Genomic DNA, 15,452 nt, shown 5'->3' on the forward strand with positions numbered 1-15,452 from the left:
GGAAGGAGCGACGCGACCATGACGGACAATCGGATCGCGGTGATCGGCATGGCCGTACGGCTTCCCGGCGCCGAGGACGTGACCGACCTGCGGTGGATGCTGACCCACGACTCGGTCGAGGTCGACGAGGTCCCGCCCAGCCGCTGGGCCCGCGACCTCTACCTCGGCGAAGGCGACCACCAGGGCACCCACCACCGGGGAGCGTTCCTGCAGGACCCGTTCTCCTTCGACCACGAGGCGTTCGGGCTCACCGCCGCTGACGCCGTCCTGCTCGACCCGCAGCAGCGGGTCATGCTGGAGGTCGGGGCCCGCGCCCTGGAGGACGCCGGATACCTGGCCGCCCGGCGGCGGCTCGACGCGGGCGTCTTCGTCGGCGCCCGGATGAACTCCTACGGCTTCGACCACGGCCGCGGCGTCGCCCCCGCCGGCCGGGCCGGCGCCCCGGTTGCCGGCCCGCCGGTCCCGGCAGCCCTCTGGGGCCGCTCGCAGAACTTCGTCGCGGCGTGGCTGTCCGACCGGCTCGACCTCGCCGGCCCCAGCCTCGTCGTCGACACCGCCTGCTCGTCGTCGCTGACGGCGGTCTGGCTGGCCTGCCAGAGCCTCGCCGCCGGCAGCTGCGAGATCGCCGTGGTCGGCGCGGTGGACCTGCTGGTCGACCCGCTGACGTTCGTGCTGCTCTCCCGCACCGGCGCGCTCTCCCCGGACGGGCTGTGCCAGACCTTCGACGAGAAGGCCAACGGGTACGTCCCCGGGGAGGGTGCCGTCGCCCTGGTGCTCAAGCCGATGGCGGCGGCCGTCGCCGACGGCGACGTGATCCTCGGGGCGATCACCGGCACCGGCGTCAACAACGACGGCCGCACCATGGGGGTGACCACCCCCAACCTGGAGGCCCAGGTCGAGCTGCTCACCCGCGTCTACGACCGGGTCGACCCCGCGACCGTCCAGTACGTCGAGACCCACGGCACCGGCACCGCCATCGGCGACCCGATCGAGGTGCGGGCGCTCACCGAGGTGTTCGGCCGGCACGGCGTCGCCCGGGGCAGCGTCGCGCTGGGCTCCCTGAAGCGGCGCATCGGGCACCTGCACTCGGCGTCCGGCCTGGCCGGGCTCGCCAAGATCGTCCTCTGCCTGCGGGACGGGGTGGTGCCCGGCGTGCCGGTGCCCGCCGTCAACCCGCGCCTGCGGCTGGACGCCAGCCCCTTCCACCTGCCGCCGCGCGCCGAGCCCTGGCCGGCGGCACCGACCCGCCGGGCCGCGGTGAGCGGCTTCGGCTTCGGCGGCACCAACGCGCACGTCGTCGCCGAGGCGGCCGGCACGCCCGCCGCCCCGGCCGGTGCCGAGCGCGCCGCCGAGGTGCTGCCCCTGTCCGCCGACAGCCCGGACGGCCTGCGCGAGTTGGCCGCGCAGTGGCTGGAGTTCCTGCCGACGACCGCCGACGACCTCCCCGACGTGCTGGCCACCGCCCGGCTCGGACGCCCCCACCGCGCCGCGCGGTGCGCCGTCGCCGGCACCGACGCCGCCAGCCTCGCCGCAGCCCTGCGGGCCCGTCTGCTCGCCGCCGACGCCCCGCTCGGCGAGACCCCCCGGCGGCGGCCCGCCGTCACCGTGCGCCCGGCCGCCGCGCCGGCCCCGCCGGCCTGGCTGCTCGCGCTCACCGGATCCGTGCCGGCGGTACGGGAGATCGTCGGCCGGTTCGAGGCCGCCGTCGGCAGCCCCGTGACGACGTTCTCCGGCCCGCTGCTGCGGATCTGCGCCGGGGTCGTGCTGGCCGTGGCGCTGCGCGACACCGGCGTCCCCGAGCAGGCGGTGGACCTGCCGCCCGGCTGGGCGCCGATCGCCGACTTCGCGCACGGGCGTACCACGCTGGAGCAGGCGCTGAGCGTGGTCCTGACCGGCCCGGCCGCGACCACCGACGACCCGGCCGCCGCCGATCCAGCCGCCGGCACCGACGGCGACGCCGGCCCGGAGCTGTGCGCCCGCCTGGCCGACGCCGCCGACGAGCGCGACGTCGCCGCGCTGCTCGCCACCGTCGCGGCGGAACTGTACGAGGCCGGCGCGGACGTCGACTGGGCCACGTTCCAGGGGCCGGCCGGGTGGCGCAAGCGACTGCTGCCCGCCGCACAGGCCCGGGGGCCCGCGCTGGACCTGCGGGAGCCCCTGCGCTCCGCCGAGCCCGGCGGCCCGACCACCCTGGACGCCGACGAGGGCCCGGCCGGGTACGCCTTCTCCCGGGTATTCGGGGCGGGCGAGACGCCCATCGCCCAGCACTCCGTGTACCGCCGGATCATGCTGCCCGGCGTCGCCTGGTTCGACTTCCTGCGCCAGGGCGCGCAGCTGCGCGGCGACGCGTTCCACGGGGTGCGGGACGTGCTGTTCCACCGGCCGCTGATCCCCACCGGCGCGCACCGCGTGCGGTGCCGGGTCGACGGGCAGGGCCGGTTCACCGTCGCCGACGCCGACGGCACGCCCTTCGTCACCGGCCGGTACGCCCCGCAGCCCGACCCGGCCCCGGCCACCGAGCCGCTGCCGGAGCTGCTCGCCGCCTGCTCGCGGCTGCACGCCGGCTCCACGGTCTACCGGTGGCTGCGCCGCATCGGCTACCACCACGGCCGCTACTACCGCAACATCTCCTGGGTGGCCGGGCTCGCGGGCGGGGGCACGCTCGCCCGCATCGAGGGCGGCCGGCAGCGCGGGCTGAACCCGCCGGACGTCCAGCTCTTCCCGGGCCTGCTGGACAGCGTCACCATCGCCGCCATCGACCCGGACAACCCCGTCTTCGGCACCGAGCACGCGTCCGCGTTCATCCCGCTGTCGGCGGACCGGGTGAGCGTGCACGGCCCGCTCGACGACGCCGCCTACGTCCGCACCGAGGTCTCCTTCTGGAACGAGGAGGCGTGCCGGGTCACCCAGGTCGTCCTCGACGCGCGGGGTGTGCCCCTGCTGACCTTCGGCGACATCTCGTCGAAGCGGGTGCCCGTGCTCGCGTTCAGCGACCAGCCGCCGGCCCCCGCCGAGTCCGGCCCGGCCCCGACCGCCGTCGCGCCCGCCCCGGTCGCGGCGGCCCGGCCTCCGGCACCCCCGGCGCCGGCCGTCCCGGCCGGGCGGCCCACTCCGGCCGGGGCCGCGCAGCCCACCGCGGCCCCGGCCGCACCGGTCGCTCCGGCCGCCGCCCCCGCACCGCCCCCGGTGCCGCAGCCGGCGGCGCTCCCCGGCGGTGTCGCGTCGGCGTCGCCCGTCGCGCGGGCGCTCGCCTGGTTCCTGGCCCTGTCCGGCACGGACGCCGAGCACGCCGACACCGAGTTCCTCTCGGCCGGCTTCGACTCCGTCGGCCTGGTCGGGCTGAGCGACCGGCTGTCCCGGGAACACGGCCTGTCGCTCTATCCGACCGTCTTCTTCGAATATCCGACGCCCCGCAGCTTCGCCCAGCACCTCGTCGACGAGGCCCCCGACTTCGTCGCCTCGCTGGCGGCACCGCCGGCGGGCCCGGCGGGTCCGGCGACCGCCCCCGATCCGCCCCCGGAGCCACCCGTCGCCCCGCCCCCGGTCGCCGCCAGCGCCCCGCCCCCCGAGCCGGCCGAGGCCCCCCGGTCGGTCGAGGCCCCCGAGCCGGCCACGGCGACGCCGCCGGCCGTGACCGCCGGACCGCCGCCGGTCACCACCCCGCCCCAGGCCGTCGACCACGCGCGGGCCGCCGAGCGTACGGACACCGGGCGCGACATCGCCGTCGTCGGCGCCGCGATCCGGGTGCCCACCGCCGACGACCTCGACGGGTACTGGTCCCTGCTGGCCGAGGGGCGCGACACCGTCCGCGTCCTGCCCGACGGCCGCTGGCAGCGCGCCGAGGAGGGCCCCGTCCCGCAGGCGTCCTTCCTGGACCGGGTCGACGAGTTCGACCCCGTGCCGTTCCGGATCTCCGCCCGGGAGGCGCCGCTGATCGACCCGCAGGCCCGCATCGTGTACGAGACCATCTGGGAGGCCCTGGAGGACGCCGGCCGGATGGGGCGGGGCGACCGGGAGAACCGGATCGGCCTGTGGATCGCCTACAGCCACGACCACTACCACGAGGAGCGGTCCCGGCACGGGGTGCCCGACGGGCGTGGCCTCGGCCTGGAGGCGATGATCCCGAACCGGCTGTCGTACCTGATGGACTGGCACGGGCCCAGCGTCGTGGTCAACACGCTGTGCTCGTCGTCGCTGGTGGCCCTGCACACGGCGCTGCAGCACCTGCGGGCTGGCGACATCGACACGGCGGTCATCGGCGGCGTGCACGCCGCGATCAGCCCCGAGTACTTCCGCTCCATGCAGGACCTGCGGGCCCTGTCGCCCACCTTCCGGTGCCGCGCGTTCGACGTCGACGCCGACGGCTTCGTGCCCGGCGAGGGCGCGGTCGCGGTCGTGCTGCGCCGCCGCGCCGACGCCGAGCGGGACGCCGACCGGATCCGGGGCCTGATCAAGGGCGCGGCGGTCAACCACGGCGGCCGGACCACCCGCTACTCCGCCCCGAGCCCCGCCGGGCAACGCGACGTCATCGTGGCGGCGTTGCGGGATGCGGGGGTGGGTCCGGACGGGATCGGTCTGGTGGAGGCGCATGGGACGGGTACGAGTTTGGGTGATCCGATTGAGGTGGAGGGTTTGACGCGGGCGTGGCGGGAGTTCACGTCGCGGACGCAGTTCTGTGCGATTGGTTCGGTGAAGTCGAACATCGGTCATCTGGAGCCGGCTGCTGGTCTTGCCGGTGTGGTGAAGGTGTTGTTGGCGTTCGAGCGGGAGCAGATTCCGCCGACGCTGCATGTGCAGCGGCCGAATGATCACATCCGGTTCGAGGAGTCGCCGTTTTTCGTGGCCGACCAGGTCGTCGCATGGCCCCGGACAACGGGTTCGCCGCGGCGGGGTGCGGTGTCGGCGTTCGGGATGGGTGGGGTGAATGCTCACGTGATTCTGGAGGAGCCGCCGGTTGTCGCTGGGCGTGAGGTGGTTCCGCAGGAGTCGTTTGTGGTGAAGGTGTCGGCGTCGAGTGAGGAGGGTGTGCGGCGTTTGGCGGGTGACTATGCGCGGGCGTTGTCGCGGGTTGCCGGTGACGGTGTGGGCGATTTCGGGTTCACGGCGAATGTGGGTCGGGCGTCGCATCGGTTCCGGGTGGCGGTGTCGGGTGTGGATGGCGCGGGTGTGGTGGAGGGTTTGTCGGCGGTGGCGGCGGGTGATCGTGCGGTGGGTCGGTTGGTGAATGCGGCGCCGGTGTCGGTGTTCATGTTTTCGGGTCAGGGTTCGCAGTATGCGGGGATGGCTCGGGGTTTGTATGGGGTGGAGCCGGTGTTCCGGGCGGCGTTGGACGAGTGTGCGGAGCTGGTGTCGCCGGCGGGTGTGCCGTTGCTGGAGTTGTTGTTCGGTGGTCGGGGTGAGGAGTTGGTGCAGACGCGGTTTGCGCAGGTGGGGATTGTTGCGGTGCAGGTGGGGTTGGTGCGGTTGTTGGAGTCGTGGGGGGTTCGGCCGGGGTTGGTGGTGGGTCATTCGGTGGGTGAGTTGTCGGCCGCGTGGGCGGCGGGGGTGTTTGAGCTGAGAGATGTGTTGGGGTTGGCGGTGGCGCGGGGCTCGTTGATGCAGGAGCAGCCGTCGGGTGGGGCGATGGCGGCGGTGTTCGCTGATGCCGGTGACGTGGGGTCGGCGGTGGTCGGCTACCCGGGGTTGGAGGTGGCGGCGTGGAATGGGCCGCGGAGTGTGACGGTGTCGGGGCCGGCTGATGTGGTGGATGCGTTCTGCGTCGACTCTGGTTTGCGGTGTCAGCGGTTGGTGGTGAGTCATGCGTTTCATTCGGAGGCGATGGCGGGGGCGGTGGGGCCGTTTGCGGAGGCGGTGTCGCGGGTGGTGGTGTCGGCGCCGCGGATCGGTTTTGCGTCGTCGGTCACCGGCCGGTGGCATGACCAGGAATCTGTGGCGGATGGTGGGTTGTGGGGTGGGGGGATTCGTCGGCCGGTGTTGTTTGGTGAGGCGTTGGGGTTGGTGGGTGCGGCTGGTGGTGGGGTGTTCTGGGAGATCGGTGCGCATCCGGTGTTGACGGGGTTGGGTCGGCAGGTGTTGCCGGATCCGGGGTTGGTGTGGTTGTCGACGTTGCGTCGGGAGAAGTCGGATCAGGCGCAGGTGCATGCGGCGGTGGCGGAGTTCTACAGCCGTGGCCTGGGTGAGGTGGATTGGGTGGGGGTGCACGCCGGTAAGGGGCACCGCACGACGACCATTCCCACCTACCCCTTCGAACGCCGGACGTACTGGGTCCCCAATGGACGAGACGAGTCGAGAATCGTCGCGACGAGCCGTCCCGCTTCCTTGAGGGAGGAAACACGCAAACCTAAGATCCACCTCTACCCGCCCGCTGAGGGAATCTCTGTCGTGAAGGACCGGATGCAATGACTGGCGAATACGGACTCAAGCGCCACTTCAACGGTGACGCCGCCCGCCTCATCGGCGGGAAGATCCGCGAGGTCCACCCGGAGTTCGACGTCGAGGACTACGCCGTCGAGGTCGAACGGCGGATCCCCGGAAAGGAGCTGAAGGACCGCGTCCTCGTCCTGGCGGAGGGGCTGCGCAGCCGGCTCCCACAGGACTACCCCGAGAGCGTGCGCATCCTCGTGTCGATCCTCGGCGACGAGCTCGCCGAGGGGGAGGGGATGTTCAACGTCAGCTGGTACCTCATGCCGGTGGCCCGGTTCGTCGAGGAGTACGGCCTGGACCACCCGGAGGTGTCCCTCGACGCCCTCGTCGAGATCACCAAGCGGCACACCGCCGAGTACGCCATCCGCCCGTACATCGAGCAGCACTACGACCTGACGATGAAGCGGATGGCCGACTGGGCGCGCGACCCCAGCCACAACGTGCGCCGCATGGCCAGCGAGGGCACCCGTCCCCGCCTGCCCTGGGCACGCACGCTCACCATGTTCGTCAAGGACCCGCAGCCCGTCCTGGAGATCCTCGAACCGCTGCGCAGCGACCCGTCGGAGTACGTCCGCAAGTCCGTGGCGAACAACCTCAACGACATCTCCAAGGACGCGCCCGACGTCGCGTTGGCCACCGCGCTGCGCTGGCAGCAGGAGAGCCCGACGCCGGAGACCGCCTGGATCGTCCGGCACGCGCTGCGCACCCTGGTCAAGAAGGGCAACCAGGAGGCGCTCGCGATCGTCGGCGTCACCGGCGGCGAGCACATCCGCGTGCCGTCGATGCGGCTGTCGCCCCGGTCGTTGACCCTCGGCGAGTCGACCCTCATCCGACTCGACGTCGAGAACACCGACAGCCGCCGGCACACCGTCGCCGTCGACTACGTCGTGCACCACGTGCGCAAGAACGGCCAGAGCATCCCGAAGGTCTTCAAGCTCACCACCCTCGAGCTGGCCCCCGGGGAGCGCCGGACGGTGGAGAAGTCCCACCCGGTGCGGGAGGTCTCCACCCGGCGCTACTACCCCGGCGAGCACCTCGTCGACATCCAGGTCAACGGCCAGGTCCTGGCCACCGACAGATTCGACCTGCGGCTGTGAGCGCCCACCGGAACCCGCTGACCGCCGACGACCCGGTGCTGCGCGACCACCGGATCGGCGGGACGCCCGTGCTGGCCGCGGCGGCGCAGGTCGACGCCATGCTCACCGCCTGCGACGCGGCGCGGCCCGGCGGGAGCTGGAGCCTGGAACAGGTCGCGTTCCTCGCGCCGCTGCGGGTGCCGCCCGGCACGACCGTCGAGGTCGAGACCACGCTGACCGACGACGGGGAGTGCGCGCTCGGCTCGTGGGAGCCGGGCGCGTCCAGCCCGACGCCGCACAGCCGCGCCCGGGCCACCCGCTCCGCGCTGCCGCCCCCGCACTACCTGGACGTGGCCCAGCTGCGCGCCGGCTGCGTCGACGAGGTGCCGCTGGCCGCCGTCGCCGACTGGCGGCGGGGCAGCGGCATCGAGTACGGCCCGACCTTCCACGCCATCCGCGCCGCCCACCGGGGGCCGGGCCGGATGCTGGCCCTGCTCCGCGCGTCCGGGGGGCTGACCGACCCGCACCTCGTCCCCCCGGCGCTGCTCGACAGCGTCTTCCAGTGCCTCGGGATGCTCGACGACGGCACCGCCGGGGGGTGCCTGCCCTGGTACGTGGGGCGGGTCACCGTCCGGCGGCGGGTCACCGGCACCGTCCTGGCGCTGGTCGAGCGCACCGACCCGCAGGGCGCGTCCGGCGGCGCGGTGCGCGGGCGGGCCACCGTCTGCAACCAGCAGGGCGAGGTGCTGCTCGAACTGGACGGGATCATCCTGAAGGCGCCGGGGCGGGCCGGCGGATCCGACCGCCCGGCGGGGGCGCCGGCCCGGCACCGGCCGGTCCCCGCCGGGTCGGTCACCGCCGTGGCCTGGCAGCCGGTCACCCCGACCCCGGAGCCGGAGCCGACCGGCGGCCACACCTGGCTGGTGTCGCGCGAGCTGTCCGCCGGGTCGCCCGACGACGGGCCCGTGCTGCTCGACCCGACGGACCTGCACGACGAGCACGTCGACCGGGCGCGCGCACAGACCCCGCCGGCCGAGGTGGTCTACGTCGCGCCGCGCGGGGTGCGCGACGCCGACGAGGCCGCCGCCGTCCTGCGGGGCGTGTTCACCCTGGTCCGGCGGCTCGCCGCGCAGCCGCCGATGCCGGCGCTCACGATCGTCACCAACGCCGCCCATCAGGTCACCGGCGAGGAGCCGGTCGAGCCGGTGCAGACCGCGCTGTGGGGGCTGGCGCGCACCCTGCGCATCGAGCACCCGCAGGTCCGCGTACGCCTGGTCGACCTCGGCCTCGGCGGTGCCACGCCCCCGCCGACGCTCGACGAGGTACGCCACGGCGAGGCGGAGCTGGCCTGGCGCGACGGCACCTGGTACGCCCCGGCGCACCCGGCGGTCGACGCCACCCCGGGCGAGCCGGCGGGCCGGGCGGTCGGCGGCCGGTTCCTGATCACCGGCGGGCTGGGCGGCATCGGCCTGCACGTGGCGGAGTCCCTGGCCGGCGCGGGCTGCGCCCACCTCACGCTGGTGGGCCGGACGGTGCCGACGCAGGGGCCGGCGCGGGACCGGTTGGACAAGCTCGCCGCCGCCTGCGACCTGCGGGTCCTCGCCGCCGACGTGCGCGACCTGCCGGAGGCGCTGGCCGACGCGGAGCCGTTCGACGGCGTCTTCCACGCCGCCGGCGTCCTGCGCGACGGGCTGGCGCGCAGCCTGTCGCCCGAGCGCGTCGACGAGGTGTTCGCCCCGAAGATCGGCGGGGTGCACGCGCTCGACGCGGCGTTCGGCGCGCGGGCGCGCCCCGGGTACGTGGTGCTGTTCTCCTCGATCTCGGCGACGCACGGCAACCTCGGCCAGAGCTCGTACGCCTGCGCCAACGCCTACCTCGACGGCTACGCCGCCCGCCGCCGGGCGGAAGGGGAGGCCTGGTACAGCCTCGGCTGGGGCCTGTGGGCCGTCGGCATGGGGGAGCGGGTCGCCGACGCGGCGGCGGCGCGTGGCATCCCGGCGCTGCACGCCGACGACGGCGTCGCGCTCCTGCGGCACACCCTCGGGCTGCCGCCCGGCAACTACGTCCTGTCCGCAGTCGACACCCCGAAGGACGACGAGATGACGACCCCTGTGACCTCTCCCGACACCCGGCTGTGGCCGGAGCTGTCGGCGATCCTGAAGCGGACCCTGCACGTCGCCGAGGTGTCGCCCGAGGACAACCTGCTGGACCTGGGGCTGGACTCGATGATGGCGGTCGAGGTCTCCGCCGCGCTGGCCGGAGCGGGCGTCGAGATCGACCCGGCCACCTTCTTCGACCACCCCGGCGTCGGCGCGCTGCTGCGGCACCTGGAGGGGCTCCCGCGCGCCGCCGTCACGGCCACGCCCGTGTCGCCCGTCGCGCCCCCGACGGCCGGCCCCGCCGGGCCGCCCGCGCCCGTCGCCGTACCCCCGGTGGCGGCCGCGTCGCCCGCGGCCGTCGGGTCGGGCGGGCCGGCGGCGCACCGGTTCGTCCCGGACTGGGACCGGTTCCGCGACGGCGACGGCGACGCCGTCGTGCGCCGCCCGGCCGAGCGTCCCGCCGAGCCGGCGGCGAACGGACGGCCTCCGGCGGCGAACGGGCGGCCCGCCGCCGCGCAGCCCCCGGCGGCGGCGAACGGGCGGCCCGTGCCCGCCCCCGCCGCCGGCCCCCGCCCGGCCCCGGCCGGGCCCCCGCCCGCCGCGCCCCGGCCCGCCGGTCCGCCGGGCGTCGCCGCCCCCCTCGGCGGGGCGGTTCCCCGCCGCACCCTGCCCGGCCGGCTCGCCGACCGCCCCGACGGCACGTTCCTCGACCGGCGCATCGACGCGCTGTCGGTGGACGACCGGCTCGTCATCGCGCGGGACGACTACTTCTACGAGCCGGTCATCGAGGAGTCCAAGGGCGCCTGGATCAAGTTCGACGGCCGGTGGTTCCTCAACTTCGCCTCCTACAGCTACCTGGGGCTCATCGGCCACGACTACATCAACCACCAGGCGCAGCGCGCCCTGGAACGGCACGGCACCGGCGCGCACGGGGTCCGGCTGCTCGCCGGCACCCTGCACCTGCACCGCGAGTTGGAGCTGGCGATCGCGCGGTTCGTCGGCGCCGAGGACGCCATCGTCTACACCAGCGGCTACATGGCCAACGTGGCGACGGTCGGCGCGCTGGTCGGGCCGGGCGACGTGGTCATCGGCGACGTCTACAACCACGCGAGCATCCTCGACGGCTACCGGCTGTCCGGCGCGACCGTCATCACGTACGCCCACAACGACCTGGCCGACCTGGAGCGGGCCCTGCGCCGGGCGGGCGACGCCGGCAAGCTGGTCGTCACCGACGCGGTGTTCAGCATGGACGGCGACGTCGCCGACCTGCCCGGCATCCTGGAGCTCTGCGAGCGCCACGACGCCCCGCTGATGGTCGACGAGGCGCACAGCCTCGGCGTGCTGGGCGCCACCGGCCGGGGCATCACCGAGCACTTCGGCATCGACCCGGCCCGGATCGCGGTGAAGATGGGCACCCTGTCCAAGACGGTGCCGAGCACCGGCGGCTACGTGGCGGGCTCCAGCGACCTGATCTTCGCGCTGAAGAACAACGCCCGGGGCTGGATGTTCTCCGCCGCCGGCACCCCGATGCAGGTGGCCGCCGCGCGGGCGGCCGTCGAGGTCATGGAGGCGGCCCCGCACCTCACCGGCGAGCTGCGGGCCCGCACCGACCGGTACCGCGCGCAGCTGCGCGCCCTCGGCTTCGACACCCTCGGCAGCGTGACGCCCGTGGTGCCGATCATCTGCGCCAGCGCCGGCCAGGCCCAGGAGATGGCCCGGCTCTGCCAGCACGAGGGCATCTTCGTCCAACCCATCGTCTATCCCACCGTGCCCAAGGCGCTGCCGCGCCTGCGGACCATCGTCAACCTCAGCCACTCCGTCGACGACCTCGACCACGCCGTCGCCGTCTTCGCCGACGCCGGCCGGCGGGTCGGGCTCATCGCCTGAGGGCAGCCGGGAGCGTTCCGGTCGCGACACCACCCGTGTAGCCGGCCGCCCGCAGCGGGCGGCCGGCGGAAGAAACCCCGTCGAGAGGAGACCACAGTGAGCGACATCGACAGCAGGGCGTTCTTCGGTGCCGTCCTGAAGGCCATCGCCTGCACCCGCAACCACAACCCGGACGAGTCCGGCTATGCCGAGGGCGTGCTCGCGCCCACGGCCCGCATCCGCGAGTTCGAGAAGGAGCTGGGCGACCGGCCGCTCGGCCCCGCCGAGGTGGACCAGGTCCTCGCCTGGCTCGACTCCACGTTCCGGACCAAGCACACCCCGGCCGAGGAGCGGGAGCACTACCTGCGGCGCGTCGCCGAGGTGACCGGACAGACCCGGACCCAGGCGGCCGTCGCCGCGTAACCGGTCGCCCTCCCCGAGCGGGCCGCGGCGTCGACACCCCCCCGTCGGCGTCGCGGCCCCGACCACCCCTTTGACCCGAGCGCCAAGGACGTCGCACATGCCGAATCTCGCCTGGTACAGCCACGAGGTCTGCTTCTGGCACGACCCCGGCCAGGGGTCGGGCTACCTGCCGGTCGGCCCGGGCATCGAACCCCTGCGCCAGTTCGCCGTCGACCCCGACCTGCGCCGCGCCGAGGGACTGGTGCGGATGGCCGGGGTGCTGGACCACTACACCCAGGTCACCCCCGCACCGGCCGGCGACGACGACCTGCTGCTCGTGCACACCCGCGAGCACGTCGACCGCGTCGAGGCCGCCTCCGCGCTCGGTGCCGGCGACGCCGGGGTGTACGCGCACGTCAACCACCACAGCGCCCACGCCGCCCGGGTGGCCGTGGGCGCCTGCGTGCAGGCCACCGAAGCCGTGCTCGACGGGCGGCACGACCGGGCGTACTGCCTCGTCCGGCCGCCCGGGCACCACGCCGAGCCCGACCGGGCGATGGCCCTCTGCCTCTACAACAACGTGGCGATCGCCGCGCGGGCGGCCCAGCGGCACGGCGTACGCCGGGTGCTGGTGCTCGACTGGGACGTGCACCACGGCAACGGCATCCAGCGCACCTTCTACACCGACCCGGACGTCCTCTACGTCTCGATCCACCAGGAGGGGCTGTTCCCGCCCGCCTCGGGCCTGGTCACCGAGACGGGGGAGGGGGCGGGGGCGGGGCGCACCCTCAACGTGCCGCTGCCGGCCGGCTCGGGGCACGAGGCGTACCTGGCGGCGCTGACCCGGCTGGTCGAGCCGGCGGCCCGCGCCTTCGGCCCGGAGCTGATCCTCGTGGCGGCCGGCCTCGACGCGGGCGGCCACGACCCGATGGGCCGGATGATGTGCACCAGCCGAACCTTCCACGCCATGACGGCCCGGATGTGCGCCCTCGCCGACGAGCTGACCGGCGGGCGGATCGTCCTGGCCCACGAGGGCGGCTACTCGGCGTGGTACCAGCCGACCCTGGTGCTGGCCGTCGCGTCGGCGCTCGCGGGCCTGCCGGAGCCGCCCGATCCCTTCCTGCACTCGCTGGAGCACCTGCCGGGGCAGCGTCTGCGACCGCACCAGAACCGCGTGCTCGCCCACCTCGAAACCCACCATCCGTTGCTGGCGTGAGGACGACGCAGACGATGAACCCCTGGTTGCTGAAGGTGGGTGGCCGGCCGCGTCCGGCGGCCGGCGGGGCGGAGCCGGACGCCCCGTGGGCGCGGCTGGTGGCGCTGCCGCACGCCGGCGGCTGGCCCTCGGCGTTCCGGTCCTGGACGCGGGTCGTCCCCGCCGGGGTCGAGTTCCTGGTCGCCCAGCTGCCCGGCCGGGGCCTGCGCGCCGCCGAGCCGCCGCTGCGGCGGGTCGAGCCGCTCGTCGACGGCCTCGCCCGGGCGCTCGCCGAGCGGGAGCCCCTGCCGTACGCGATCGTCGGGCACAGCTTCGGCAGCGTGCTCGGCTACGAGCTGACCCGGGCGATGGAGCGGGCGGGACTGCCGCCGCGGCACCTCGTCGTGTCGGCCCGGCAGCCGCCCTGCTTCCCCAGCGAACCGCCGTACGGGCACCGGCGCACCGACGCCGAGCTGCTGGAACACCTGGTGGACATCGGCGGCATCGCCCCCGACCTGCTGTACCGGGCGGACCTCGTGCGACCCGCGCTGGCCGCGATCCGCGCCGACCTGGAGGCCATGGAGACCTACGAGCGGCCGGCAACCGGCACCGGCGTGCCGATCCTGTCGTTGGGCGCGGCGGACGACCCGATCGTCGTCGCCGACCGGCTGCACCTGTGGTCGCTGGAGACGACGGGGCCCTTCGCCCGCCGGATGTTCACCGGCGGCCACTTCTACCTGTACGAGCCATACGTCGCCGAGGCGGTGGTCACGCACCTGACGACCCACTGTTTCCCCCGTCCGGCGACACATCAAGAAAGGATCCACATTGAGCACCACGATCGAACCGCAGCACCGGGCGGGCCCCCGGGAATGGCTCGGCCTGGCAGTGCTGGCGCTGCCGACGCTCCTGCTCTCCATCGACATGAGCGTCCTGCACCTCGCGGTGCCGCACATCAGCGAGAGCCTGTTGCCCAGCGCCCCGCAGATGCTGTGGATCATCGACATCTACGGCTTCATGATCGCCGGGTTCCTGGTCACCATGGGGACCCTCGGTGACCGGATCGGCCGGCGGCGGCTGCTGCTGATCGGTGCCGCCGCGTTCGGCGTGGCCTCCGTGGTCGCCGCGTACGCCGACACGCCGGCCATGCTGATCGCCTCGCGCGCCGCCCTGGGCGTCGCCGGGGCCACCCTGATGCCCTCCACCCTCGCGCTGATCAGCAACATGTTCCAGGACGCGCGCCAGCGGGGCGTCGCCATCGCGGTCTGGGTCACCATGTTCTCCGTCGGTGTCGCGCTCGGCCCCGTCGTCGGGGGCGCGCTGCTGGAGTACTTCTGGTGGGGCTCGGTGTTCCTGCTCAACGTGCCGATCATGGCCGTGCTGCTGGTGGCCGGGCCGCGGCTGCTGCCGGAGTACCGGGACGCCGACGCCGGCCGGCTCGACCTGGCCAGCGTGGCGTTGTCCCTGGCCGCGATCCTGCCGATCATCTACGGCCTGAAGGAGCTGGCCAAGGACGACGCGGGCCCGCTGCCGCTGCTCGCCGTCGTCGCCGGCCTGGTCGTCGGGGTGTTCTTCGTCCGCCGGCAGCGTGCCCTGGCCAGCCCGCTGATCGACCTGCGGCTGTTCCGCAACCGCCCGCTGGCCACGGCCCTCGTGGCGATGCTGTTCAGCATGCTCATCGCCGGCGGGACGTACCTGTTCGTGACGCAGTACCTGCAACTCGTCGTCGGGCTCTCGCCGCTGCGGGCCGGGCTCTGGCTGCTGCCGGCGGCGCTCGCGTTGATCGTCACGTCCATGCTGTCGCCGGTGCTGGCGGGGAAGATCGCGCCGGCCCGGGTGGTGGCCGCCGGCCTGGCGGTCTCGGCGGTCGGGCACCTGATGCTCGCCCTGCTCGACAGCCAGGGCGGCCTCACCCAGCTGGTGGTCGGCTTCCTGCTCGTCTACGCCGGTGGCGGCCCGCTCATCGCGTTGGGCACCGACATCGTCGTCGGGTCGGCGCCCCCCGAGCAGGCGGGCTCCGCGTCCGCCGTGTCGGAGACCAGCACCGAGCTGGGCATGGCGCTCGGCGTCGCCGTGCTCGGCAGCGTCGGCGCGATCGTCTACCGCAGCCAGTTCACCGCCCCCGAGGGCTCGGCCGCGGGCGACACCCTTGCCGCGGCCGTCGCCGCGGCGCAGCAGTTGCCCGGCGACGCGGGCGCGGCGCTACTGGCCGCCGCCCGGGACGCCTTCACCGGCGGGCTCAACCTCGTCGGGGCGATCAGCACCGTGATCACGGTCCTGCTCGCGGTGGCGGTGCTGACCATGGTCCGTGACCGCCCGGCCGGCGACGCCGAGGCCGGCGCGGACGACGCCGTGCCGGCGCAGGCGGCCTCCTGACGGCCGGCCGTCCCG

6 protein-coding genes and 1 pseudogene are annotated in these 15,452 nt (G+C 74.5%); all 7 read left to right on the top strand.

The window, feature by feature from the left end:
* The first annotated feature begins 18 nt into the window (after nt 1–18).
* The gene (locus TK50_RS35445; protein ID WP_043963495.1) at nt 19–6,402 is read left to right on the top strand and encodes a type I polyketide synthase; all 6,384 of its coding nucleotides are present in this window, start codon (nt 19–21) and stop codon (nt 6,400–6,402) included.
* Complete coding sequence (locus TK50_RS16245) at nt 6,399–7,520, top strand: DNA alkylation repair protein (protein WP_043963496.1); 1,122 nt, start codon at nt 6,399–6,401, stop codon at nt 7,518–7,520. Before TK50_RS35445 ends, TK50_RS16245 begins: the two co-directional genes overlap by 4 nt.
* The gene (locus TK50_RS32975; protein ID WP_043963497.1) at nt 7,517–11,485 is read left to right on the top strand and encodes a bifunctional SDR family oxidoreductase/pyridoxal phosphate-dependent aminotransferase family protein; all 3,969 of its coding nucleotides are present in this window, start codon (nt 7,517–7,519) and stop codon (nt 11,483–11,485) included. The genes TK50_RS16245 and TK50_RS32975 overlap by 4 nt, the downstream gene beginning before the upstream one ends.
* 96 nt (nt 11,486–11,581) lie before the next feature.
* On the top strand, nt 11,582–11,887 hold the full coding sequence (locus TK50_RS16255) for a hypothetical protein (RefSeq protein ID WP_043963498.1): 306 nt from the start codon (nt 11,582–11,584) through the stop codon (nt 11,885–11,887).
* A gap of 97 nt (nt 11,888–11,984) precedes the next feature.
* Entirely contained in the window at nt 11,985–13,082 is a 1,098-nt protein-coding gene (locus TK50_RS16260; protein WP_043963499.1) for a class II histone deacetylase, read from the top strand.
* A gap of 14 nt (nt 13,083–13,096) precedes the next feature.
* A pseudogene (locus tag TK50_RS34930) lies at nt 13,097–13,831 on the top strand (thioesterase II family protein); the annotation flags it as partial.
* A gap of 154 nt (nt 13,832–13,985) precedes the next feature.
* A complete protein-coding gene (locus TK50_RS16270; protein ID WP_199486080.1) occupies nt 13,986–15,437 on the top strand; it encodes an MFS transporter in 1,452 nt (483 codons plus the stop codon).
* The last annotated feature ends 15 nt before the right edge of the window (nt 15,438–15,452 follow it).

Origin of the sequence: Micromonospora haikouensis (assembly GCF_000876225.1) — a bacterium.
Taxonomy (GTDB): domain Bacteria; phylum Actinomycetota; class Actinomycetes; order Mycobacteriales; family Micromonosporaceae; genus Micromonospora; species Micromonospora haikouensis.